Annotated in this window: 20 protein-coding genes; 10 read left to right on the top strand and 10 right to left on the bottom strand. The window is 72.1% G+C overall.

From position 1 onward, the window contains the following. The first annotated feature begins 41 nt into the window (after positions 1-41). Genes DEU31_RS03975 through DEU31_RS03965 form a run of 3 tightly spaced genes read left to right on the top strand, consistent with a single transcriptional unit; the run spans position 42 to position 3269 of the window. Positions 42-1343, top strand: coding sequence for a glycine betaine/L-proline ABC transporter ATP-binding protein (locus tag DEU31_RS03975; RefSeq protein WP_100199667.1), 1302 nt, complete (start codon positions 42-44; stop codon positions 1341-1343). Continuing rightward, on the top strand, positions 1340-2257 hold the full coding sequence (locus tag DEU31_RS03970; RefSeq protein WP_053918171.1) for a proline/glycine betaine ABC transporter permease: 918 nt from the start codon (positions 1340-1342) through the stop codon (positions 2255-2257). The genes DEU31_RS03975 and DEU31_RS03970 overlap by 4 nt, the downstream gene beginning before the upstream one ends. 49 nt (positions 2258-2306) lie before the next feature. Continuing rightward, positions 2307-3269: a glycine betaine ABC transporter substrate-binding protein gene (locus DEU31_RS03965; RefSeq protein ID WP_010550408.1), complete on the top strand. Its 963-nt coding sequence runs from the start codon at positions 2307-2309 to the stop codon at positions 3267-3269. Between the two features lie 128 nt (positions 3270-3397). On the opposite strand, the gene DEU31_RS03960 is transcribed toward DEU31_RS03965, so the two are convergent. Both DEU31_RS03960 and DEU31_RS03955 read right to left on the bottom strand, forming a co-directional pair. After that, positions 3398-4513, bottom strand: a complete 1116-nt coding sequence (locus DEU31_RS03960) for a Gfo/Idh/MocA family oxidoreductase (RefSeq protein WP_243733705.1) — start codon at positions 4511-4513, stop codon at positions 3398-3400. Next, positions 4510-5934, bottom strand: a complete 1425-nt coding sequence (locus tag DEU31_RS03955) for an ROK family protein (RefSeq protein WP_243733703.1) — start codon at positions 5932-5934, stop codon at positions 4510-4512. Before DEU31_RS03955 ends, DEU31_RS03960 begins: the two co-directional genes overlap by 4 nt. 102 nt (positions 5935-6036) lie before the next feature. Here DEU31_RS03955 and DEU31_RS03950 point away from each other — a divergent pair, with 102 nt between their 5' ends. The 7 genes from DEU31_RS03950 to DEU31_RS03920 all read left to right on the top strand — a co-directional run bounded on the left by DEU31_RS03950 (position 6037) and on the right by DEU31_RS03920 (position 14231). Continuing rightward, positions 6037-7329 carry an extracellular solute-binding protein gene (locus DEU31_RS03950; RefSeq protein ID WP_133675909.1) on the top strand — a complete coding sequence of 431 codons (1293 nt, stop codon included), beginning with the start codon at positions 6037-6039 and terminating at the stop codon, positions 7327-7329. 31 nt (positions 7330-7360) lie between these two features. Continuing rightward, on the top strand, positions 7361-8314 hold the full coding sequence (locus tag DEU31_RS03945; protein WP_010550412.1) for a sugar ABC transporter permease: 954 nt from the start codon (positions 7361-7363) through the stop codon (positions 8312-8314). A gap of 2 nt (positions 8315-8316) precedes the next feature. Next, the gene (locus tag DEU31_RS03940; RefSeq protein ID WP_133675907.1) at positions 8317-9243 is read left to right on the top strand and encodes a carbohydrate ABC transporter permease; all 927 of its coding nucleotides are present in this window, start codon (positions 8317-8319) and stop codon (positions 9241-9243) included. A 47-nt stretch (positions 9244-9290) separates the two neighbouring features. After that, positions 9291-10997: an alpha-amylase family glycosyl hydrolase gene (locus DEU31_RS03935; protein WP_133675905.1), complete on the top strand. Its 1707-nt coding sequence runs from the start codon at positions 9291-9293 to the stop codon at positions 10995-10997. A 410-nt stretch (positions 10998-11407) separates the two neighbouring features. Then, complete coding sequence (locus tag DEU31_RS17065; protein ID WP_243733701.1) at positions 11408-12931, top strand: hypothetical protein; 1524 nt, start codon at positions 11408-11410, stop codon at positions 12929-12931. 206 nt (positions 12932-13137) lie between these two features. Next, positions 13138-13554 carry a cupin domain-containing protein gene (locus DEU31_RS03925; RefSeq protein WP_133675903.1) on the top strand — a complete coding sequence of 139 codons (417 nt, stop codon included), beginning with the start codon at positions 13138-13140 and terminating at the stop codon, positions 13552-13554. Positions 13555-13769: 215 nt separating this feature from the next. Further along, on the top strand, positions 13770-14231 hold the full coding sequence (locus DEU31_RS03920) for a VOC family protein (RefSeq protein WP_133675901.1): 462 nt from the start codon (positions 13770-13772) through the stop codon (positions 14229-14231). A 136-nt stretch (positions 14232-14367) separates the two neighbouring features. On the opposite strand, the gene DEU31_RS03915 is transcribed toward DEU31_RS03920, so the two are convergent. From DEU31_RS03915 to DEU31_RS03880, 8 genes are all read right to left on the bottom strand, one after another. Further along, on the bottom strand, positions 14368-16017 hold the full coding sequence (locus DEU31_RS03915) for an FGGY family carbohydrate kinase (RefSeq protein ID WP_133675899.1): 1650 nt from the start codon (positions 16015-16017) through the stop codon (positions 14368-14370). A 253-nt stretch (positions 16018-16270) separates the two neighbouring features. Beyond that, positions 16271-17131 (bottom strand): thioesterase family protein, encoded by an 861-nt coding sequence (locus tag DEU31_RS03910; protein WP_010550420.1) that lies wholly within the window; start codon positions 17129-17131, stop codon positions 16271-16273. Then, positions 17128-18582 carry a hypothetical protein gene (locus tag DEU31_RS03905; RefSeq protein ID WP_133675897.1) on the bottom strand — a complete coding sequence of 485 codons (1455 nt, stop codon included), beginning with the start codon at positions 18580-18582 and terminating at the stop codon, positions 17128-17130. The genes DEU31_RS03910 and DEU31_RS03905 overlap by 4 nt, the downstream gene beginning before the upstream one ends. 427 nt (positions 18583-19009) lie before the next feature. Then, positions 19010-19798 (bottom strand): SH3 domain-containing protein, encoded by a 789-nt coding sequence (locus tag DEU31_RS03900; RefSeq protein WP_133675895.1) that lies wholly within the window; start codon positions 19796-19798, stop codon positions 19010-19012. Positions 19799-20031: 233 nt separating this feature from the next. Next, the gene (locus DEU31_RS03895) at positions 20032-21015 is read right to left on the bottom strand and encodes a Gfo/Idh/MocA family oxidoreductase (protein WP_166649377.1); all 984 of its coding nucleotides are present in this window, start codon (positions 21013-21015) and stop codon (positions 20032-20034) included. 196 nt (positions 21016-21211) lie between these two features. Then, positions 21212-21709, bottom strand: coding sequence for a GNAT family N-acetyltransferase (locus tag DEU31_RS03890; RefSeq protein ID WP_133675892.1), 498 nt, complete (start codon positions 21707-21709; stop codon positions 21212-21214). Between the two features lie 402 nt (positions 21710-22111). Continuing rightward, positions 22112-22846 (bottom strand): hypothetical protein, encoded by a 735-nt coding sequence (locus tag DEU31_RS03885; protein ID WP_133675890.1) that lies wholly within the window; start codon positions 22844-22846, stop codon positions 22112-22114. After that, positions 22843-23349, bottom strand: coding sequence for a hypothetical protein (locus DEU31_RS03880; protein ID WP_133675888.1), 507 nt, complete (start codon positions 23347-23349; stop codon positions 22843-22845). The genes DEU31_RS03885 and DEU31_RS03880 overlap by 4 nt, the downstream gene beginning before the upstream one ends. Positions 23350-23388: the final 39 nt, after the last annotated feature.

Genomic DNA, 23388 nt, shown 5'->3' with positions numbered 1-23388 from the left:
CTCGGCATCGCGCACGTCATGTCGCCACCGAAGGAGCCCCTGTGCCACCTGTGATCTCCGCCGAGGGTCTGTACAAGATCTTCGGCCGCCGCCCAGAGCGAGGAGTGCGCGAGCTCCGCAGCGGACGCTCCCGTGAGGACCTGCGCGCGCAGGGCCTGACCGCCGCCGTGATCGATGCGAGCTTCAGCGTCGACCCCGGGGAGATCTTCGTGGTGATGGGCCTGTCCGGCTCCGGGAAGTCCACCCTGATCCGCATGGTCAACGGGCTCCTCCCTGCCACCGACGGCGAGATCCGGATCGGCGAGGAGGTCCTCTCCAAGATGTCCCCCGCGCAGGTGCGGGACGTGCGCCGTCGCCGCATCTCCATGGTCTTCCAGAACTTCGCGCTGCTCCCCCACCGCACCGTCGGCGAGAACGCCGCCTACGGGCTCGAGATCAGCGGGGTGAACCGCTCCGACCGCGAGAAGAAGGCGAAGGAGGCGCTGGAGATGGTCGGCCTGAAGGGCTGGGACGGCTACCGCCCCTCCGCCCTCTCCGGCGGCATGAAGCAGCGCGTCGGCCTCGCCCGCGCCCTCGCCTCCGGCACCGACGTGATGCTGATGGACGAGGCCTTCTCCGCCCTGGACCCGCTGATCCGGCGCGACATGCAGGACCAGCTCGTCGACCTGCAGCAGCGCCTGGAGAAGACGATCCTGTTCATCACCCATGACCTCAACGAGGCGATGCGCCTCGGCGACCGGATCGCGATGATGCGCGACGGCCGGATCGAGCAGATCGGCTCCTCGGAGGAGATCCTCAACGAGCCCGCCAACGACTACGTCGCGAAGTTCATCCAGGACGTCGACCGCACCCGCGTGCTGGTGGCCGGTGCCGTGATGGAGCAGCCGCGCGAGACCCTCGGCATCGGCCAGGGCCCGCGCACCGCCCACAAGCTGCTGCGCGAGACGCAGAACTCCTGGCTCGTGGTGCTCGAGCGCGACCGCACCCCCGCCGGCGTGATCTGGCAGGACGACGTCGCCGAGGCGGTGCGCCTCGGCCAGGACGAGCTGCCCTGGTCCGACGTGCACGACATGGCGGTGGTCAGCCACGACACGCCTGTCGCCGAGCTGTTCGGGAAGTCCGCGCAGCACGACGCGCCGCTCGTCGTCGTCGACGACGAGGGCCGGTTCGCCGGCGTGATCCCCCGGGTCACCCTGCTGACCGCGCTCGGCGTGATCGGCGAGGGAGAGAGCTCCTCCCCCGCCGTCGATCCGCCGCCCGGACCGGTGGACCCCGGCGCCCCGGGAGACGCCGCGCAGGACGCCCCGACCGCCGACGATCGCCGCGGAGGTGACGCACGATGAACCCCGACGACGCCCTCATGCCCCGCCTCCCGATCGGCGACTGGATCGACGCCTGCATCGACTGGCTCAAGGAGAACGTCTCCTGGCTGTTCGACCTCTTCTCCACGGTGATGGACTTCCTGATCGGCGGCCTCACCGACCTGCTCCTGCTGGCGCCCGCGCTGGTGATGGTCGTGGTCTTCGCGCTGATCGCCTTCGTGTTCCGGTCCTGGAAGCTCTCGCTCGCGACGCTGATCGGCTTCGCCATCGTGATCTCGATGGAGCAGTGGGAGACGATGATGCAGACCATGGCGCTGGTGCTGGTGGCGACCGTGTTCGCGGTCGTGATCGCGGTGCCGCTGGGCATCCTCGCGGCCGTCTCCAGCACGGTCAGCGCGATCGTGAAGCCGGTCATGGACTTCATGCAGACGATGCCTGCCTTCGTCTACCTGATCCCGGCGGTCACCTTCTTCTCGATCGGCGTGGTCCCGGGCATCTTCTCCACGATCATCTTCGCGCTGCCGCCCGGCGTGCGCATGACCGAGCTCGGCATCCGTCAGGTCGACGGGGAGACCGTCGAGGCCGGCGAGGCCTTCGGCGCGACCCGCGGCCAGATCCTCCGCGGCATCCAGCTGCCGCTGGCGATCCCGACCATCATGGCGGGCGTCAACCAGGTCATCATGCTCTCCCTGTCGATGGCCGTGGTCGCCGGCATGGTCGGCGCGGACGGCCTGGGCAAGGAGGTCGTCCAGGCGATCTCCACCCAGAACCTGCCCCTCGGCGTGGAGGCCGGCCTGGCCGTGGTGGTCCTGGCCGTCTACCTCGACCGCCTCACCGCGGCGATCGGAGACCCCAGCGGCTACCCGACCTCCCTGATCGCACTGATCAGGAAGTCCCTGTCCCGTCGCGGCACCGACCACGCGGCCGCCGCCTGAGACCGGCGACCGACGGATCCATCAGAAACCCCACGGAAGGAACTCCCTCATGAGCACCCGACGACTCCCCCTCAGCCCCCGTGGCGCACGACGCCCCGCCGCCAGCCCCCTCACCCGACGCTCCGCCCTGATCGGCGGCGCCGGCCTGATGGGCCTCGGCCTCGCCGCCTGCGGCGGCGGGGGCGAGAGCGGAGGCGGCTCCGACGGCGGCGGCTCGGGCGGCGACACCATCACGCTCGGCTACATCCCCTCGTGGACCGACGGGCTGTCCCTCGCCTACCTGCTCGACAACCGCCTGACCGCCATGGGCTACACGGTCGAGCACGAGCAGATCACCGAGGCCGGCGTGCTCTACGCGGGCCTCGCCCAGGGCGATGTGGACATGTTCCCCTCGGCCTGGCCCGAGGTCACCCACGCCTCCTACATGGAGGAGTACGGCGACGACATCGAGGACCTGGTCGCCTACTACGAGGGCGCGGTGCTGAACCTGTCCGTGCCGCAGTACGTGGACATCACCTCGATCGACGAGCTCGCGGGCCAGGCCGACCGCTTCGGCGGCCGGATCGTCGGCATCGAGCCGGGCGCCGGGCTGACCAAGGCGACCCAGGAGAGCGTGATCCCGGGCTACGGCCTCGACGACTACGAGCTCGTCACGTCCTCCACCACCGCGATGATCACGGAGCTCGAGAACGCGATCGACGCCGAGGAGGACATCGTCGTCACGCTCTGGACCCCCTTCTGGGCGATGCCGGCCTACGACATGAAGGCGCTCGAGGATCCCGAGGGTGCCTTCGGCGAGCCGGAGGCGCTGCACCACCTGGGCCGCACCGGCTTCAAGGAGGACTTCCCTGACGCCGCCGAGTGGATCGCCGGCGCCAAGCTGTCCGACGAGCAGTTCGGCTCCCTCGAGGACAAGGTCGTCAACGAGTTCGGCGAGGGCAAGGAGGCCGAGGCCGTGGAGGCCTGGCTCGAGGAGAACCCCGACGTGCTCCCGCCCGTCGAGGGCGAGTGAGCCTGCGGCTCCGGATCTGCCGGCGCTGCTGAGTGCCGGCACCGACGAGAGGCGCCCCCGACACCGTGCGGTGTCGGGGGCGCCTCTCGTCATGGGGCGTCGCCGAGGGGGTTCGGCGCGCGGGGCGCTCAGCCCTCGACGGCGACCTCGGCGCCCGCTGCGGCGGAGGCGTAGCAGGCGTCGATCACCCGGGCGCGGCGCAGCGCCAGGGAGCCGTCGTGGGCGGCGACGTCGCCGGAGCGGACCGCCTGCAGGAACTCGGCGATGGCGCCCGCGTGACCGCGGTCCTCGCCCACCTGCGGGCTGAGCTCGGCGGGGATGCCCTCGACCTCGGTCCACACGGTGATGCGGTGGTTTCCGGGCCCGCCGGCCCATTCGATCGTCGCCCCGCCGTCGGCGCCGTAGAGGGTGACGTAGCAGAGGTCCTCGGGGATCCACTGCGCCCAGCTGGACTCCAGCAGCATCGTCGCCCCGCCGTCCAGGCGCAGGAAGGCGGTGGCGAGGTCCTCGACCTCGAACGGGGCGCCGTCCTCGAGCTGGGAGACGCCGAAGCCGGAGCCGCCGCGGCCGCGGGGGCCGAACTCGGCGTGCGTCATGGCGGAGGCGGCGGTGACGCCCGGCTCGCCGAGGAGGTGGAGGGTCATGTCGAGCATGTGGATGCCGATGTCCATCATCGCGCCGCCGCCGGCGCTCTCGGCCTTGGTGAACCAGGTGCCGAGCCCGGGGATGCCCTGGCGGCGGATCCAGCCGGTCTTGGCGTAGTAGATGTCCCCCAGGACGCCGGAGTCGATCACGGACTTCAGCGCGGTGACGTCGCCGCGTCGGCGGTGGTTGAAGGACACCTCGAGCACGCGTCCGGCGCGGCGGGCCGCCTCGACCATCGAGGCGGCGGCCTCGCCGGTCTGGGCCATCGGCTTCTCGGTGAGCACGTGCACGCCCGCCTCGAGCGCGGCGATCGCCATCTCGGCGTGGAGGAAGGTCGGCGTCGCGATCGAGACGACGTCGAGCTCGGCCTCGGCGAGCATCTGCCGCCAGTCCCGGTAGCGGCCGGGCACCTGGTGCTCCTCCCCGAACCTCTCCAGCAGGTGCTCCTCCATCGCGGAGAGGGCGACGAGGTCGACGGTGGGGTCGGCGGCGTAGGCGGCGAGGTGCTGCTGGCCGGCCCAGCCCAGGCCGATCACGCCGGCGCGGAGTCGGCGCATGCCCTCCTGCTGTGCTGCGGCCTGCGGTGCTGCTGCGGTCATGACGTGCGGTTCCCTTCGGTCGGTGGATGGGGGTCCTGGACGGGGCCCGTGGCCAGGAGGGCCAGCGGGTCCTCGCGCAGGCGGGTCAGGGCGAGCTCCAGCGCCCCGCGCACGACGACGTCGCGGCCGAGGGAGCTGGCCCGCAGCTGCGGGAGGGGCGGCGTCCCGATCCGGGGCAGCGCCTCGCGCGCATGCTCGAGGACGGGGTCGATGGCCTCGGCGATCGCGCCGGCGACGACGACGGTGTCCACGGCGATCAGGCTCGAGAGGATCATGGCGATGCGGGCGAGGCGGTCGCCGATGCGCTCGAGCACGGCGCGGGCGAGCGCATCGCCGTCGCGGGCGGCGAGGAACACGTCCTTCGCGCCGAGCTCGGCAGGGGGCAGGGCCGAGAGCGCGGCGGAGGTCTCCCCCGCCTCGAGCGCTTCGAGCGCCCATCGCCGGGCGAGGGCGGCGACACCGTCGGCTCCACGGTGGTCGCCGAGCACGGCGTCGAGGAAGCGCATCTCGCCCGCGCCGCCGTCGGCGCCGCGCAGGAGCCGGCCGTCGACGACGAGCCCGGCGCCGAAGCGCTCGCCCATGAGCAGGGCGGCGAGGTGGTCCGCGTCGGCGCCGGAGAGGGCCAGGTGGGCGCGCTCCGCGAGCGCGGCGAGGTTCGCGTCGTTCTCGACCAGGACGGGGCCGTCGAGCGCGTCCACGAGGCCGGGATTCATGGCGGGCCAGTAGCCGGCGTCGCCGCTCGGCGAGCGCCCCTCGGCATCGACCGGGGCGGGCACGCCCACGACGGTGAGCAGTCGGGGTGCCCCGGCCGTGCCTCGGCCGTCTGCCGCGCCGGCCGCGGTGAGAGCGTCGACCGCGCCGGCCGCGTCGTGGGAGCCCTCTGCGCGCGCCGCGTCGACAGGACCTCGCGCGCCGGCCCGCGCGCTCACCCGGTCCAGCAGCGCGCGCAGCGCCTCGAGGCGTCGTTCCGCCGCGGCGGCGCCGGCCTCGAGGTCGTCGCCGACGAGCGGAGCGTCCTCGAGCACGAGGCGCTCGGCGGCCAGCTCGCGGCCGCGCAGGTCCGCCGCATGGGCGGCGAGGGTGTGCTGGCCGGCGTCGACGGCGAGCAGGATCCCGGCCTGCGCGCGCAGGGAGAAGCGGCGGGCGGGGCGGCCTCGCGGGGCGGCGCCGTCGCGCTCGGCGGGGGCCTCCTCGAGCCATCCGGCCTGCTCGAGCTCGGCGCACACGCCGAGCACGGTGGCGCGGGTGAGCCCGGTGGCGGCCATCGCGTCGGCCGCGGTGAAGGCCTCGGCGCCGAGGGCGTGCTGGAGCAGCGCCTGACGGTTCGCCCGACGCATCAGCTGGGGCGAGCTGACCCCGCGGTCGGCGGACCGCACCTTTCCGACCTGGGAGTTCTGCCCGGTTCGCGGCGGTGTTGACATGTCCGGACCACGCCCTCCATACTTTCGATAGGTCGTAAATATAACCTCTAGCGTAACTACCGTCGCATCACTGCGGCGACTCCGCTCCCCTCCAAGGAGACGATGGTGTCATCCTCGATCAGCCGGCACGCGCGGCACGCGCCGACGCGGCCCTCGCGACGCGGCGTGCTCGCCGGCGCGGGCGCCGCCCTCGCCACCTCCGCCCTCTCCGCCTGCGGCACCGGCGGCGGCAGCTCGCAGCTGACGCTCTACCAGTCCAAGCCCGAGGCCATCCCCTACTTCTCGCAGCTCGCCGGGGAGTTCTCGCAGGCGCAGGCCCGCTTCACCGTCCAGCACGACATCGCGACGAACCTTTCGGCGAGCTTCGTGCGCAACAGCCCGCCGGACCTCGGCTGCCTGAACTACAACCTCGAGATGGGGCGCTTCATGGAGCGCGGGGCGCTCTCGGACCTCTCCGACCTCCCCGTGGCCGGGCAGATCCGCGAGGACGTCGCCGAGCTCGCCGACTGGTATCCCACCTACGAGGGCCGCACCAGCGTGCTCCCCTACTCCGTCACCGCCGCCTCGGTGATCTACAACCGGCGGATCTTCGACGAGCACGGCCTGGAGGTCCCCACCACCTGGGACGAGCTGCTCGCGGTGTGCGAGACGCTGCAGGCCGCGGACGTCATCCCGATCTACGCGACCTTCCTCGACGCATGGACGGTGGCGCAGGGGCTGTTCGACTACACCGTCGGCGGGCTCGTGGACGTGCGGGAGTTCTACCGGCGGATGGACGAGATCGGCGAGGACGTCGGCCCCGACTCCGAGGTCTCCTTCCAGCGCACCCTGCTCGAGCCGATGCAGCGCCTCGGCGAGCTGCTCGCGTTCGTGAACCCCGATGCCCCCAACCGCGGCTACGGCGACGGCAACACCGCGGTCGCCCAGGGCAAGGGCGCGATGTACTTCCAGGGCCCCTGGGCGCTCGGCGAGATCGCGAAGGCCGGCACGGACGTCGAGCTGGGCACCTTCCCGCTGCCGATGACCGACGACCCCGCCGATCTCAAGGTGCGCGTGAACATCGACCTGTCGCTGTGGGTGCCCGAGGCGGCGAGCAGCCCCGAGGGTGCGCGCGAGCTCGCGCAGTTCCTGATGCGGCCCGAGGTGCAGGACCCCTACAACGCGGAGTTCCTCGCCTTCGGCACGAGGACCGACGCCCCGCCCGTCACCGACGACCGCATCGTCGAGATGCAGCGGTACTACGACGAGGGCCGCTTCTACATGGGCGCCTCGCAGTTCATCCCCCGCTCGATCCCGGCGGAGAACTACATCCAGTCGATCGCGGGCGGCGCCGACCCCGAACCGGTCCTGGCCCGCATGGACGCCGACTGGGCCCGCATGGCCTTCCGGGAGTGAGCGCATGACGACCCCACGACAAGGAGCACCGATGTCGACGACGACACCGACGCGCGAGCCCGGGACCGCGGACGGCGCGGCCTCGGACGCCCCGGCGACCGGGCGCGGGTCCGTCCTGCGCCCCTCACGGCGCCGCACCGACCCTCTCTACCACCTGTTCCTCCTGCCGGCGCTGGCGCTGTTCACCCTCGCGGTGACGCTCCCGGCCGTGCTCGGCTTCGCCTACAGCTTCACGAACTCGATCGGGTTCGGGGACTGGGACGTCATCGGGCTGCGGAACTACATCGCGATGTTCCGCGACCAGGGGATCCTGGACTCCTACCTGTTCACCCTCGGGTTCGCGCTGGTCACCGTCGTGCTCGTGAACGCGCTGGCGTTCCTGCTGGCGCTCGGGCTGACCTCCCGGATCCGCTTCACCGCGGCGCTGCGCACGATCTACGTGATCCCGATGGTGATCTCGGGGATCGTCATCGCGTTCGTGTTCCAGTACCTGTTCGCGAACACCGTGCCGATGCTCGGCGAGGCGCTCGGCTCCGAGGCGCTGTCGGTCTCGATCCTGGCGAACGAAGACTGGGCATGGGTCGCGATCGTCATCGTGACGGCCTGGCAGTCCATCCCCGCGACGATGCTGATCTACATCGCCGGGCTCGTCACGATCCCTGCCGATGTGTACGAGGCGGCGTCGATCGACGGCGCGACGGGACGGCAGAGCCTGTGGCACATCACGCTGCCGCTGGTCTCCGGCTTCGTCGTCATCAACACGATCCTCGGCTTCAAGAACTACCTCAACGCCTACGACATCATCGTCGGCCTCACCGACGGTGGGCCGGGAGTGGCCACCCGCTCGGTCGCGATGTCGATCTTCCGCGGCTTCGATGGCGGGGACTACGCCTACCAGATGGCCAACGCCATGGTGTTCTTCCTGATCTCGATCGCGCTCGCGGGCCTCCAGCTCCGCCTCACCCGTGGAAGGACGGTGCTCTGAGCATGTCGACCGCCGCACCCCTCGCACCCGCCTCGTCCTCCGGCTCGCCTTCGGGCTCGTCCTCGAGCACCGCCCCGACTCCGCGCCGCCGCCGACGCGGTCGGGTGGGCCGCGACCGCGTGAACGTCACGACGACCGCGCTGCTTATCCTCGGCGCGCTCACGGTGCTGGTGCCGCTTTTCGTCACCGTGAACATGTCGCTGAAGACCACCGAGCAGGCGGTCGACGGCAATGCGTTCAGCCTCCCCTCGCCGCTGACCCTGTCGAGCTTCGCGGAGGCGTGGAGCCTGACGAACTTCCCGCGCGCCTTCGCGATCTCGCTGTTCATCACCGTGGTCGCGGTGGCCGGGGAGATCGTGATCTCATCCCTCGCGGCGTACGCGATCGTGCGCAACTGGGACCGTCGGCTGTTCCGCTGGTCGTTCTTCTACCTGCTGGCGGCGATGTTCATCCCGTTCCCGGTGGTGGCGCTGCCGCAGATCCAGCTCACCGGGATTCTGGGGCTGGACAACCCGCTGGGCGTGGCGATCCTGCACGTCGCCTTCGCGATGGCGTTCAACACGCTGCTGTTCACCGCGTTCCTGCGCACCATCCCGCTCGAGCTCGAGGAGTCGATGCGGATGGACGGCGCCGGCACCTGGCGGGTGTTCTGGCGTCTGATCCTGCCGCTGCTGGGACCGATGTGCGCGACCGTCGGGATCTTCGCCTTCATCCAGTCGTGGAACGACTTCATGATGCCCTCGCTGATCATCTCCGACCCGGCGCTGCAGACCGTCCCGGTGCTGCAGAACATGTTCCAGACGCAGTTCAGCAACAACTACAACGTGGCCTTCGCGTCGTACCTGATGGCGATGGCCCCCGCGATCATCGTGTACCTGTTCGCACAGCGCTGGGTGATGTCGGGCCTCACCCAGGGCGCGATCAAGTGACCCAGCCCCTTCACCACCACACCCGCTCGACCGGAGGATCCCCCATCGTGACCACCGTCCCCCAGAACCTTCCCGCCGCGCTGCAGGCCGACGCGGACTGGTGGCGTCAGGCCTCCGTCTACCAGATCTATCCGCGGTCGTTCGCGGACGGCAACGGCGACGGGATCGGCGACCTGCGCGGGATCATCTCCCGCGTGCCGTACCTGCAGAAGCTCGGCGTGGATGCGGTGTGGCTGAGCCCCTTCTACCCCTCGGCCCTGGCCGACGGCGGCTACGACGTGGACGACTACCGCGACGTGGATCCGCGGATCGGGACGCTCGAGGAGTTCGACGAGATGGTCGCGGCGCTGCACGGCGTCGGGATCCGCCTGATCGTGGACGTGGTCCCGAACCACTCCTCGGACCGTCACGAGTGGTTCCAGGAGGCGCTCGCCTCGCCGAAGGGCTCCAACGCCCGCGAGCGGTACATCTTCCGCGACGGGCGGGGTGAGGACGGTGAGGAGCCGCCGGCGGACTGGACCTCGATCTTCTCGGGCCCGGCGTGGACGCGGGTGCCGGACGGGCAGTGGTACCTGCACTCCTTCGCGACCGAGCAGCCGGACTTCAACTGGAAGCACCCGGAGGTGCACGAGGACTTCCTGCGCACTCTCGCGTTCTGGTCGGACCGCGGGGTGGACGGGTTCCGGATCGACGTCGCCCACGGCCTGGCGAAGGATCTGACGGAGGTGCTGCCGTCGAAGGCGGAGCTGAAGGAGATGCCGAAGGACGGCACGCATCCGCTGTGGGACCGGGACGACGTGCACCAGATCTATGCGGAGTGGCGCGAGCTGTTCGACCGCTACGATCCGCCGCGCATCGCGGTGGCCGAGGCGTGGGTGGAGACGGCGGAGCGTCGCGCGAAGTACGCGAGCCCCGAGGGCCTGGGGCAGGCGTTCAACTTCGACCTGATGGAGGCGGACTTCGACGCCGCGCACTTCCGGGAGATCGTCACCGACAACCTCGCGCAGTCGGAGGTCACCGGGTCCTCCACCACCTGGGTGTTCTCGAACCATGACGGGGTGCGCCACGCGACCCGGTACGGGCTGCCGCCGCGGGCCGGCAGGGACGTGAAGCAGGGCGCGGAGTGGGTGCTCGCGGGCGGTCCCGAGGACGGCATCGACCGTGCGCTGGGGCTGCGCCGGGCACGGGCGGCGACGCTGTTCGAGCTCGCGCTGCCGGGCAGCGCGTACCTGTACCAGGGCGAGGAGCTGGGCCTGCACGAGGTCGCCGAGATCCCCGACGAGCAGCGGCAGGACCCCGCGTTCTGGCGCACCACGGCCGAGGACCGCGGCTTCGACGGCCTGGGCCGTGACGGCTGCCGGGTGCCGCTGCCGTGGACGCGCACCGGTGAGTCGTTCGGCTTCGGCACGGGCGGTGCGCACCTCCCCCAGCCGGCATGGTTCGCGGACTTCTCGGTGGAGGCCGAGGACGGTGTGCGCGGCTCGACGCTCGAGATGTACCGGGCCGCGCTGCGACTGCGCCGCGAACTGCAGTCCGAGGAGTCGCTGACCTGGGACGAGACTCTCTCGACCGAGGAGGTGCTGGCCTTCGAGCGTCCGGGCGGCTGGCTGTCGGTGACGAACTTCGGCGAGGCGCCGGTCGCGCTGCCGGAGGGCGAGGTGCTGATCGCCTCGAGCCCGCTCGAGGGCGGCGAGGACGACGAGATCCTGCTGCCGGGCGCGACGACCGCCTGGCTGCGGCGCGCAGCGCGCTGAGCCCGGCGAACTCTCGGAGCGAGGGGCGATCCCGTGGATGACCTCCCGGATCGCCCCTCGTCGTGAGGGATCCTGCCGGGCCCGGGCGCCTGCGGGCTCCTATGCCCGGAGGGGCCCGCAGGCCGCACGGCGCGGGTCGGGATCGTGCGGGTGAGCACCTGAGCGCTCATCGGACGGGTCATGGTGCAGGCCTCCGCGTCCGTGGTCTCGCTGATCCCGCCCTCTTCCCCGTCGGCGAGACCGCTGGTCTCGAGCGGCTCCCCGTCGGATCCGCCGGCGCCTTCCGGCCTGCCCGCCGCTGTCGCTTCCCGTGCCTGCGAGTCGTCGGGCATCACCACGAAGGCGGTCGGCCCGAGGCGCTGGGCCCGTCGGACGACGCTCGCCCCGCTGTGGCCCGTCCATTCCACCTGGTGGCCGTCGGCGGCCTGGTCTCCGAGGCGCTCGACGGTCGCGTAGGCGTCCTCCTTGCCGGGGTTGTCGTGTCCGCACAGCCCCTGGCCGTTGTCGAGGCTGGTCGCACCGCCGCGGCTGTGCGGGACGATGTGGTCGTACTGGCGCACTGGCGCGTCGCAGTACGGGGCGCGGCAGCGACCATCTCTCAGGTGCAGGAAGCGCTTCAGGGCCCGCGGGAACTCGCGGGCTCTCGACTCGACGGCGACGATCTCCCCGCGGGCGGGGTGCTGGAACAGCTTCCGCAGCACTGCTCTGATCGAGGGCCCGTCAGGGCCGTAGCGGTCGCAGGCCGGGTCCTCCGGTGCGGCGAGGGCTGCGCGCAGCTCGGCGCGCAGGGCTTCGGCGGGCACCGGGCCGTATCCCTCGATGTACGCCGCGTCGCCGTGCTCGGGAGCGAGCAGAACCCGGTCGGTGATGATCACGCCGACGTCGAGGGTCTCGAGCTCGAGCCCGCTGTCCCGGCCGAGCAGGGTCGCGACCAGCGCATCGGCCATGATCGCGCCGTGGCCTTCCCGGTCCCCCTCGGACCTGCGTCGCTCGGCCTCGAGGGAGAGCCGCTTGTGGACCCGCTTCGCGTCGAGGGCGGGAAGATGGGCGCTGAGGGTCGCCATGCCGTGCTCGCCCGGGGTGAGGGTGACGTGGCGGGAGCGGCGGGCGATCAGGTGCCGGCTCGCGGCTCCGTCGGGGTCGAGCTCGCCGACGGCGGCCACGACCGCTCCTCGCCAGGCCTTGACGCCGGCACCCTCCATCTCGGGCAGACGCTCGTGGAGCACCTGGTCCACGTCGCGGCGCTGCTGGTCGGTCAGCGGGGCGGAGGTGGTGGCCGCGGCATACGCGACGGCAGGTGTGATCGCGCCGCGGCCGAGTGCGGAGAGCATGCGCGGCATGGAGCCGACGAGTCGGCGGGCTGCGGCCAGGCTGGAGCTCGCGGTGGCGGGCGAGCGGTGGGTCGCGAGGGTGATGTCGGCCGAGGCTCGTCGATCGGACTGGCGGATGAGCTGCTCGAGCGGCGGGAGGAAGTCGTCCTCGTGGGCGACGTCGTCCCGTGCCGCGTCGATCCGGTCGCGGAGGTGCGCCTCGGCGAAGGCGACGAGGGTGCGGGCCTCGAGCGCCGCGAGGGAGCTGAGCGCGCCGTGGATCATGTCCAGCAGGTTCTTGATCTCCTGCCGCGGCCGAGCGCCGACCTCGAACATCTTCTGCGGGTCGATCGCAAGGGAGGTGAGCAGGTGGTCGACGTCCCCGAGGAGCTCTGCGAGCGCGGACGGACCGCCCGCATGCAGCTCGGCGAGCACCTGCTCCGGAGCGTGCTGCTCCGGGGCGGGCTGCGGGGACGTCGTCGCTGTCATGGCCCCATCCTCCCGCGCACCCCTGACAGAGGAAAGGCCCGACGAAAATTGTGGACAGCGCCGAAGCACGATTCTCCCGCCACCGGGAGAAGAGCCCACGACACGTCGACGCCGACACACCTCGAACGTCTATGACCTGCACGCTCGGATGCGCACCGCATCCACTGGCACCCCGCCTCCCGCACCGACCGTTCCTCCACATCACCGCGAAGCAGCAATTCCCTCCAGAATTCCCTGTGGAGGAACGATCCGTTTCCCGGACCGGCCCGTCCGTCCACACCCTTGCCCCTGCGCACTCGTCCGGTATCTCATGGGGACCACCGCTCGCCGAGGAGGCATCGATGCAGAAGCTCCCCGTCCCCCAGTCCGCCCAGGCACCGGCCGACGCGTTCACCGGCTCCGTGCTCCACGAGGCGCTGCGCGGCCCGATGGAGGGGTCCCGCCTCGCGATGGCCCACGTCCACTTCGCGCCCGGCGCCCGCACCCACTGGCACACCCACCCGCGCGGCCAGACCCTGTACGGCACCGCAGGCGTGGGCCTGGTAGTGACGCGGGCGGGGGATGTGCAGACTCTCGAGCCCGGTCGCACCGTCTGGATCCCGCCCCTCGAGGAGCACTGGCACGGCGCAATGGCCGGGACGCGGATGGCGCACATCGCCGCGCAGGAGGCCGACGAGGACGGCGAGACGGTCACCTGGCTCGAACCGGTCACCGACGAGGAGTTCGCCCGCGCGAACGAGGCCGCGCAGGCGGGCTGAGCAGGGCGGCCGAGCGGGACCGGGGCCTCCGCTCACGGGCCTGCGGACACCGCTTCGCTGCCGGCCCGTCGACGCCCCGAGTCAGGCCCTCCGGCACTCTGCGTCTTCGCCCCGTTCCGGCTCCGGCGCACCTTCGAGGACAGGATCCGTCCTCGTCTCCGGACACGATCGCCGTGTCAGAACCCCCTGCACTCCCCGACGACGATGGAGTCCCCATGAGCGCCACGTTCCAGGTCACCTTCGACGCCCGCGACCCGGGCAGCCTCTCGATGTTCTGGAAGGAGGTGCTCGGCTACGTGCATCCGGGCCCGCCGGGGTTCGACCCGACGACGGACCGTGACGCGCTCGCCGCGTGGGACGAGTTCCTGGACGGGTTGGGCGTGCCGGCATCCGAGCGGAACGACGTTTCCGCCCTGGAGGACCCCGAGGGGGCCGGGCCGCGGCTCTTCTTCCAGCGCGTCCCCGAGGAGAAGGTCGCCAAGAACCGCGTCCATCTCGATGTGCGGGCCGCGCCCGGCCTCGAGGGCGAGGCGAGGATGGCGGCGCTCGAGGCGGAGTGCGAGCGGCTCCTCCCGCTCGGCGCGATGCGAGTACGGCGCCACGAGCCCGAGCCGCCGATGAGCGGTGGCTTCATCGTGATGACCGACCCGGAGGGCAACGAGTTCTGCCTCGACTGACGCAGCTCGAGTGTCTGACCGCTCCGCTCCTCCTGCGCGCCTACGCCGTCTTCCCCGCTCCCGCGACCCTCGTCGGCTGCGGCGCCATTGCACCAGCGTGCCGGCGCCCCCTCCGGATCCGCTCGCCCGCCTCGTCTCAGCGGAGTCGCTGCACCTGTGCGGCCGCGTCGTACAGGGCGCGGTGCGCGGGCCGCAGCGCGGCATGCTGCGCTGCGGCCGACGGGTCAGGGACGATCGTCGCCGCCTCCTGCCGGGCACCCAACGGGACCAGGGCGTGGTCCAGGCCGAGCGCCTCCGCGGCGACGAGGGCACAACCGAGCAGTGCGGCGTCGGTCCCGTCGACGGTGCGCACGGGGCGGCCGGTGACGTCGGCGAGGATCCGCAGCCAGGGCGCGGAGGCGGCGCCGCCCCCGGTCACGGGCAGCGGACGAGGAGAGGTACCGTCTGCGTGCTCGAGCCCGTGGGCGAGTCCGTGCGCCACGCCCTCGAGCATCGCGGCGTACAGATCGATGCCCCGGGTCCCCGCGTCGATTCCCACTACGGCGCCGCGCAGGTCCCCGTCCCGGACCGGGAACCGCTCCCCCACGATCGAGGGCAGGGCGAGCAGCCCGCTCGGACCGCGCCCGCGCTCCTGCTCCCGCGCCTCGAGCAACTGATCGGCCCGGCCCGGGTCCGCGCCGTCGAGGACAGCCTGCCGGGCCCAGTCCGCGGCGGCGCCGGCGGAGAGCAGCGCGGAGATCCGCAGGATCGGGGGCTCGGCGGTCGCCGACGACGTTCCGAGAGCGAGGTGGTGCGAGACGCCGGCGGGTTCATCACCGGCTGACCCCTCGCCGGCCGACTCCACGCCGTCGGGCTCGTCCCCGTCGGGCTCCCCGCCGGCGTCCTGTGCCCCCGTCGGCGACGTCCCGGTCCCGGGCAGCACCGAGGCGAGCCATCCGCTGGTGCCGAGGTAGACGTAGGCGTCGCCCGGCGCGAGGCCGACGATCCCGCAGGTCGTGGCGCCCGCATCTCCCGGGGCGAGCACGACGGGCAGCCCGTCCGGCACGCCCAGAAGCGCCGTCGCCTCCGCGCCGGCGTGTCCCACGATCTGACCTGCCGCACCGGTCAGCGCGGGCAGCAGAGCCGGATCGAGCCCGGCGGCGCGGGCGACTGCAGGCGACCAGTCGCGGGTGCGGGCCTCGAGCAGTCCCGTCGTCGCGGCGGTCGTCGGATCGCACCAGAGCCCGAGCCCCATCCGCGCCACGAGGTATCCGGCCGGGCCGAACACGACGCCCTGCAGGTCCGCGAGCTGTTCCGGGGCCGTCCGGAGCAGGCGCAGGTGCATCGCGGCGCAGCTGGTCGCGTCCTGCAGGTTGCCGGTCAGCGCGTCCCAGGAGACGCCGTCCGCGGCGAGCGCGGCGCGCAGCTCCTCCGCCTCGGCGCCCGCGCGGGTGTCGGAGTAGAGGATCGCGATGCTCGCGGCCCCCGAGCGCGGGACGGGGACGAGGTTCTGCATCTGCCCGGTGAGCACGAGCGCCGCCACCTCGACGTCGGGCGCCGTATCCGGCACGGGCGCCGGCGCCGCGCCATCACCCGACGCCTTCGCGGCGGGCGCCGCCTCGAGCAGCTCGGCGATCACGGCGCGGGCGGCGCGCTCCCAGTCGCGGGGGTCCTGCTCCGCGGTCCCGTCGGCCGCGTGGCGGGTGGGGTACGGGGCCTCCGCCCGGCGATGGACGGTGCCGTCCAGATCCAGGAGCGCGACCTTCGCAGCGGAGGTCCCCAGGTCGAGGCAGAGCAGGTGCGGCATGGCAGTCAGGGTATGCGTCAGCGGGCGGCGCCGTTCCCCGGCGTCGCCCGCTCATCGCACTGCGAGTGTCCGGCTCAGCCCTGCTCGATCAGGGACAGCTCGAACTCGAGCTGGATCTTGTCGCCGCCCACGAAGCGCAGCGGGATGCCGGCCGTCCTGCCACGGGCCCGTGAGCCCCGAGGAGCGGTCGAGCCGCAGGGGCGGCCGACACGCGTCGATGATCTCGCAGAACCTGCCATCGGCAGATGACTCGTCACGCCTCGCGAGGGATGGGGCGGACGGTGAGCGTCTGCTGCACCGAGCCGAGCGGTCCCTCCTGATCGTGCAGGACCGAGCTGGTCAGCCCCTGTCCGGTGGGGCCGAAGGAGACGGTGGTGTCCAGTCCCAGCCAGCGGCCCGTCGGCCGGCGCATCAGGTGGATGGTGAGGTCGAGGTTCGGGAACATCCATTCGCGCGGCGTCTCGCGCACCGCGATGCCGTTGGAGGCGTCGACGGGGATGAGGAAGGTGGCGAGCTCGCCCGTCTCCTCGCCCTCGATCAGGGGATGCTCGGCGCGCAGCCAGCTGCGGCCGCGTCCGGGCCGCTTCGGCTCGGCGTCGCGCAGGCTGATGCTGTGGATGAAGCCACCGGTCCAGTCCTCCGCCATGCTCCGCTCGGGCAGTCCCTCGGGTCCGGGCAGCGGCGGCAGCTCGGTGCCGGCGACCTCGGCGGTCTCCTGCGCGGACATCACCCAGCTGCGGGCGCGGAGCGTCTCGCGCCCGGCGATCACGGCGGTGGTCTCGAGCAGCTCGATGGTGCGGCCGGGGCGGAGCATGCGGGTGGACAGCTCGATCGGTCCGCGGCGGAGCTGGCCGAGGATGTCGATGGAGATCCGGCCGAGCACCTTGTCGGGGTCGGCGTGCTGAGCCCGCCAGCGCTCGAGATGCTCCACCAGCAGGGCGCCGACGGGGCTGATGTGCAGCTCGTCGTCGCTCCACGCGCCGCCCGCGTGCTCGCTGGGCAGGTAGGTGTCGGGGCCGACCGGGACGAAGTACGCCTCGGAGCCGGCGGCGCGGTCGTCGCCGATCGCCTCCGGGCGCGACTCGCCCTGCTGTCCCTGGTCCTGACCTGTCATCCCTGGTTCCTCCCGTCCCCGGTGCGGGGAGCTGCGCTCGACGTCGTCCACGACCGTCCATCTTCCCCGACGGGCGCGGCCGGGGCGGCCGATTCGGCGCGACGCGCCCGCGCCGAGCGGCGGAACCAGTTCACGAGCGGGCCGGGCACGAAGCGGTCCACGAAGGGAGCGCCGAAGCGCGCGATCACCTCGACGGCGAGGCCGAGGAAGAACGCGACCACCGGCATCCAGGCGGCCAGCGACATCGAGACGCCCATCGCGCCGAGGAAGCCCATCTCGGCGTCCATCCGCACGTGCACCAGCGCGAGAAGGACCAGAGAGCAGAACGTGTAGGCGAGCGGGAGGGCCGCCCAGGAGGTGACCTGCGCGATCACGTTCCCGGCCGGGATCTCCCGGTCCCGGTGCCACAGCAGAGCGATCAGCAGCGGCACGAGCAGCGCGATCAGCACCATCGGCAGCCACACGTACCAGGGCAGGTCGACGAACCACAGGCTCTGCGTGCCGCTCTGCGGCGTGATGCCGCTCCCCAGCCCGAGGTCGCCCACGTCTCCCCGCACGGAGGCGCGCACCGGCACGACCAGCATCCCGAGGCCCGGCAGGAGCGCGAGAGCGGTCGGTCCCCACAGCGGCAGCGCCAGCAGTGCGCCGAGCACGGAGCGCCCCTCCCCGTCGACGATCTGCACGATCGTCCCGGCCGCGAGGGCGAGGAGGCCGACGGGCACGGCGAAGGCGAGGGCGTGGACGAGCACGAGGCGGGGCGCGGCGGCGAGGTCGGCGACCAGCGGCCACCAGTCGGGCTTGCGCATCCCCGCGAGATGGCCGAGCAGGAGCGGCAGCGTGATCAGCGTCCAGGTGCCGAAGAACATGTCGGCCCCGGCGGCGTGCATCGAGAGGGAGAGGCCGTTCGCGGGGTCCTCGATCGAGAACGCGGTCAGGCGTGTGACCAGCAGCGCGACCAGGGCGACGCCGAGACCGGAGAGGCCGGACCACAGGAGCGCGCCGAGCGGCCCGTTGGAGCTCCATCGCCGCTGGGCGGTGCGCGCTGCGAGGAAGGCGAAGACGGTCATCGCCGCGGTGATCAGCAGCGGCAGGCCGCGCCAGCTCAGGGAGAGGCTCCCCAGGAAGCCCATCTGCAGCTCGGCGTCGTAGGAGCCGAAGCTCGCGAGGGCGACCAGCTGGAACGGGATCCCGAGCAGGCCGATGATCCCCGCGAATCCGGCGTCGTCGGTGGCCGGGGCGGCCGCGCCGCCTGTCGGGTCCGTGCTCGCGCCGGTGTCGGCGGTGAGCACGGCGAGGACCGCCGAGACGATCACGACCAGCGCCGCGAGGAGGGCGACGAGATAGGCGAGCGCACCGGTGACGAGGGTGGGCACCGGGGTGCCGATCCCGACCTTCCGCAGCGTGGCGGTCGCCTGCGCGGCCGACAGGGTCTGCTGGCCGGCGACGGCCACGGCGCCGGGAGCGGGCGAGCCGGGGCCGGACGACGGGCCCGGGGCGGAGGGCGCGGAGGATCCCCACGGCCCGGGCGCGGCCGACGGGGCGGAGCCGCTCCACGGCGGAGGCCCGGGCGAGGAGGGCGGAGCCGTCGAGGGCTCCGTCCCCGCCGTCGGCCCCTGCCCCGCCCACGGGGAGGGACCGGCCGACGGAGCAGGACCAGGTGACGGGGCAGGACCGGGCGGCGGTGCGGCTCCGGGCGTGGTCATGCCGTAGCCGTACCCTCCCCCGTCCTGCCCCGTGCCTCCCTGTCCAAGGCCGGTCCCGTTCCCCTGGCCGTCGTCGGGCTGGTTCGGCTGCGACATGCGTGCCCCTCTCACGTGCGTGGTGCGTGCGAGTGCTGCTGCACTCCCCCGCTCGCGAGCCTAGCCGGAGGGGCGGGGCTCAGAAGCCGTTGTATCGGTAGGCGTTCTGGTTCCAGAAGTCGGTGCCCCAGGTGTGGGTGCGCGCGACGCCGCCGACGCCGCCGGCCTGCTCGATGACGGTGAAGGAGGTCTTGGAGTCGTCGGTCCAGCCGGTGAAGATGACGACATGACCGGCGGCGCCGCCGGAGCCCGGGCCGAGATTGCCGATGATGTCGCCCGGCTGCAGGTCGTCTTTCGGGATCTCGGTGAAGTGCTCGGTGAGCGTCACCGTGGAGTAGCTGGTGTCCAGGCCGTACGCCATCGAGACGAAGCCGGAGCAGTCGGTGCGGTACTGACGGCCGTCGGGACCGTTCGTGTACGCCTCCATGGAGTAGGGCACGTTGCGGTCCACCCAGGTCTGGCCGCGGTCGAGCACCTCCTGGCGGTCGGCGGACAGGCCCGGATCCTCGGGAGCGGGGTCCTCGCCGCCGCACTCGCCGAGGCCGGCGGCGTCGGGCACGGTCACGTAGGCGCGGGAGACGTAGCCGTCCACGCCGTCGTAGCTGACCTTCGCCCAGTACTCGCTGGCGTAGGTGCCCTGCACGGCCTCCCCCGCGGTCTGGCACTCGAGGTCGAGGGTGGTGCCGGCGGGGATCGTGCCGAGAGCGGCGGAGCCCGTGCTGGTGCCCGAGCGGATGGTGAGCTGGTCGGTGGTGGTGCCGGGTGCGGCAGCCTGCGCGGGCTGGGCGAGCACGGCCATGCCCGCGACGGCGAGTGCCGAGGCCGCGGCCCCGCCGGCCAGTCGATGCGTGATCTTGGTGGTGGTCATCGTTCTTCGTCCCCTCAAGGATCTCGGGTGCGTCGGACGGCGCCGTCGCCGGATCGTTCCCCCACGTCGGCACCCTCGAACCTAGGCACGAGGCGACGCGGGTCACAACCCCTCGCCCATGGGGAGAGGTGCCCATCGACCTCGGAGGCCGACGGGCATAGGGTCGCGCGCCCGCGTGGCAGGAGCCCTCGGGGAGCGTCGAGGGCCGGGCCCTGACCCCGTGATCGCACAGGTCAGCGCACGGGCGGGGCGCTCTCTCCGGCCTGTGCGGTGATCTCGTCGACGATCGCCTGCACCGCGAGGGTCTGCGCGTGGAAGCGGTGGTCGACGTCGTGCGCCTCGACGAGCTGTGCGAAGACCTCCAGCTCGCCGGTCATGGTGTCGCCGGGGCGCCGCGCCGGGACGGACATGAGGGTGCGGGTGCGGCCGTCGCGGTAGTGGAGGCCGATCTCGGAGGGCTCAGCGATCTTGTCGATGGTCATCGTCGCGTCCTCGCCCTCGATCACACTGGGGGTGACACCGTGCGTGACCTTCGAGTAGCGGCAGGTCACGACGGTGCTGGTGCAGTCCAGCAGCACAGTGGCGCTGGCCTGGAAGTCGTTGGGAAGGCTGAGCGTCATCGCGGCGGTGCGGCGGGGGGCGCCGAACAGCTGAACGGCCGCGTGCAGCGGGTAGATGCCCACGTCCGCGAGGGCGGAGATGCCGAGCTCCGGGTTGAAGGCGTTCAGGACCGTGCCGGAGCGGAAGGCGTCGTAGCGGCTGGAGTACTGGATCATCTCGAAAGAGGCGCTCCAGATCCGGCCGAGCTCCGGCAGGTGAGCACGGATGGTCTCCATCGCCGAGTCGTGGATGTGGCGCACTGCTTCGAGCAGGACGCGGTCCGCCTTCTTCGCGGCCTCGACCAGCTCCTCCGCCTCGGCCAGGTCAACCGCGAGCGACTTCTCGCACAGCACGTGCTTGCCGGCCGCGAGCGCCTGGCGCACCTGGGCGGCGTGCGCGGGGATGGGGCTCGCGACGTAGACGGCGTCGATCTCCGGATCCGCGAGGATCGCGTCGAGGTCATCGCTCCAGGCGGCGATGTCGTGGGAACGCGCGAACTCCTCGCCCCGCTCCTGCGAGCGCGAGTACACGATCGCGGGCTCGGCGATGCCGGAGTCGTGGCAGGTCCTGGCGAACCATCCGCTGATCCGACCGGTGCCCAGCAGCGCGAATCGCATGACGTGTCCTCTTCGTGTCGGTGGCGCGGTGGCCGTGGGGCTCAGGAGCTGCTGGCCGACGCGGTGTCGCTGCGCGCGAACTGGCTGCGAGCCACGGGAGTCGAACGGTATCCGACTCCTCCGATCGCTCGCCCTGTGGGCCGCCGTCGTGATCGTCGAAGGGCGACTCGCGACGAGCCGGCCTCGAGCGCGGGCCTCACTCCGTCGCGACGTCCTGGAGGAGGATCTCATCGCGCTCGATGGTGTGGTGTGTCCTTCCGTCGTCGTCGACCCAGTCGTACTCGCTGACATCGACGGTTCCCGTGGCCCGGTCCCCGAGACGCTCGTACAGCCTCCGTGCGCCAGGATTGTCCTCGCCGACCTTCACGGCGAGGAGCAGGCGGCCGCGTTCCTCGGCACGTCGCTCGGACTCGGCGATCAGGGCGGTCCCCACGCCTCTCCCCCGATGCTCCGGCCGGACCTGGAGATGGCAGATCTCCACGGCGTCAAGATGCGCGACTCGCCCTTCGGCGCCGACGAATCCGGTCCACCGGATCACCGCGGAGCCGAGGGGCTCACCGTCGCGCCATGCCACGAGGTAGTCCGAGGAGCCGTGCGCCGCATTCGACGCATGCGCTTCGTGGACGCCTCCCGGGACGGGCCACTTCTCGGTCAGGACCGTCAGATCTGCGGCGGTGCAGGGGCGGATGCCCATCGGGCCAGTATGGACACTCGCACGACGTCGTCGGGGCCGCTCGGGACCCGCGGCAGTCGCCACGGCACAGCAGGACCGTCCGCTCAGCGATTCCGCGCGACCTCGATCGACACGGCGACGGCCAGCGGAGTCACGGGGAGGCACACGATCACCGGCGCTGCATCGCACGTCGGCCCTGTCGGCATCATCGTGCCGCCTCTCGAGCGTTCCCGAAGACGCCGCGGAGGAGAGTGCTCCACGACGCGAGGTGGATTCGTCACCCGAACGGCCGTACGAGCACGCTCTGTGGATGATGTCTCTCCCGAGAGCATCGTATGGCGCCCACGGCTCCCTGGCGAGAGCACGCTTCGGGGAGTTCGAGTCCTCCCCATGCCGGCAAGGGGGACGCGCCGTCCGCGAGCCTCAGGCCGGTCGGGCGATCTCCGCAGGGCCGGGGAGCACCTGCACCATGGCCTCCCATGCGGTGATCGAGGGCACCGGCACCAGGTCGACCTGGGTCTCACTCTCGACCACGACGAAATAGTGGGATTCCCAGCGCAGATGCACCGAGAACTCGTCGGCCGTCCGACCATCCGTGCGCGTCCATGTCGCTCGGGACTGCACCATCTGCCAGGACGAGTCCTCGCTCCCCGGGTAACCCGCCCCCTCGAGCACGGGTCGCACGCCGTCCCAGGCATCTCTGCGCACGTCAGGCGCCGGATCCGTGAGGTCCACGACGGCCTGGGGCGCGAACCCCAGGGCGGGCGCGTCGTGTGCCGGCGGGCGGCCGGGGAGGAAGCGGACCACTCGGGTCATCGCTCCGGGGAGCAGCGTCATGGGAAAGGCGCTGAGCTCGACGTCCCCGTCGCGCACAGGGCTGAGTCGGACCACGATTCCGTCCCGCCCGACGACGAACGAGTGGGTCTGGAGCCCTCCGGGACCCGAGACGTCCAGGCCGAGCGCGAAGACGGGTGACGAGATCGCCGCCCCCATCGCGGCCACGAGCTCGGCCCGGACCCGCTCCGCATGGTCGACGTCGGTTCCGACGAGCTGCGCCGGGGCCGGCGAGTCGACTGCCGCGGCGAGTCGACGATGCAGCTGCTCGATCTCCACTTCCGTGCCGCGGAACGTGGTGCCGTCCGAGGAGACCTCGATCATCGCCCTGCCTCCTCCGTCGTCGTCAGCGCGCAGGACGCCAGGACATCCTCGAACAGCTCCTCGGCCTCGGCATCGCGGAACGGGAACGACGTGAGCGAGACCCCGACGACGACATCGGCGACGACGGTGATGCACTGACGGGTGATCACCGAGACGTGCTGCTCGGTCGTCTGGAGGTACGCCAGGAACATCCCGTCCCGGCCCGCGAAGGGCAGCGGGCGCTCGTCGATGACGTGGAGGTCCTGCACGACGCCGTTCATCCAGAGACGCATCGCGCCGTGCACGAGCTCGAGAGCGGTCGGCATGCCCTCGTCGAGCCGCTCGATCGTCACGACCACGTTGTCCATGAAAGGGCCGGAGACCTCTTTCGGACGCAAGGCGGCCAGGGCGACCGTGCCGCCGCCGGGCTCCGGACTCCAGCTCCCGGGGACCTCGAACGACAGCGCGACCTCCGGGATCCCCTCCACGAAGGCGATCTCACGTCGAGTGCCCGAGTCCGTCATGCACCCTCCCGTCGTCCCGCGCCGGACCGTCCCGCTCCG

It is taken from the genome of Brachybacterium sp. AG952 (genome assembly GCF_004362645.1).
Lineage (GTDB): Bacteria > Actinomycetota > Actinomycetes > Actinomycetales > Dermabacteraceae > Brachybacterium > Brachybacterium conglomeratum.
The sequence above is the reverse complement of the archived record's forward strand: the minus strand, read 5'-3'. Positions and strand labels throughout refer to the sequence as shown.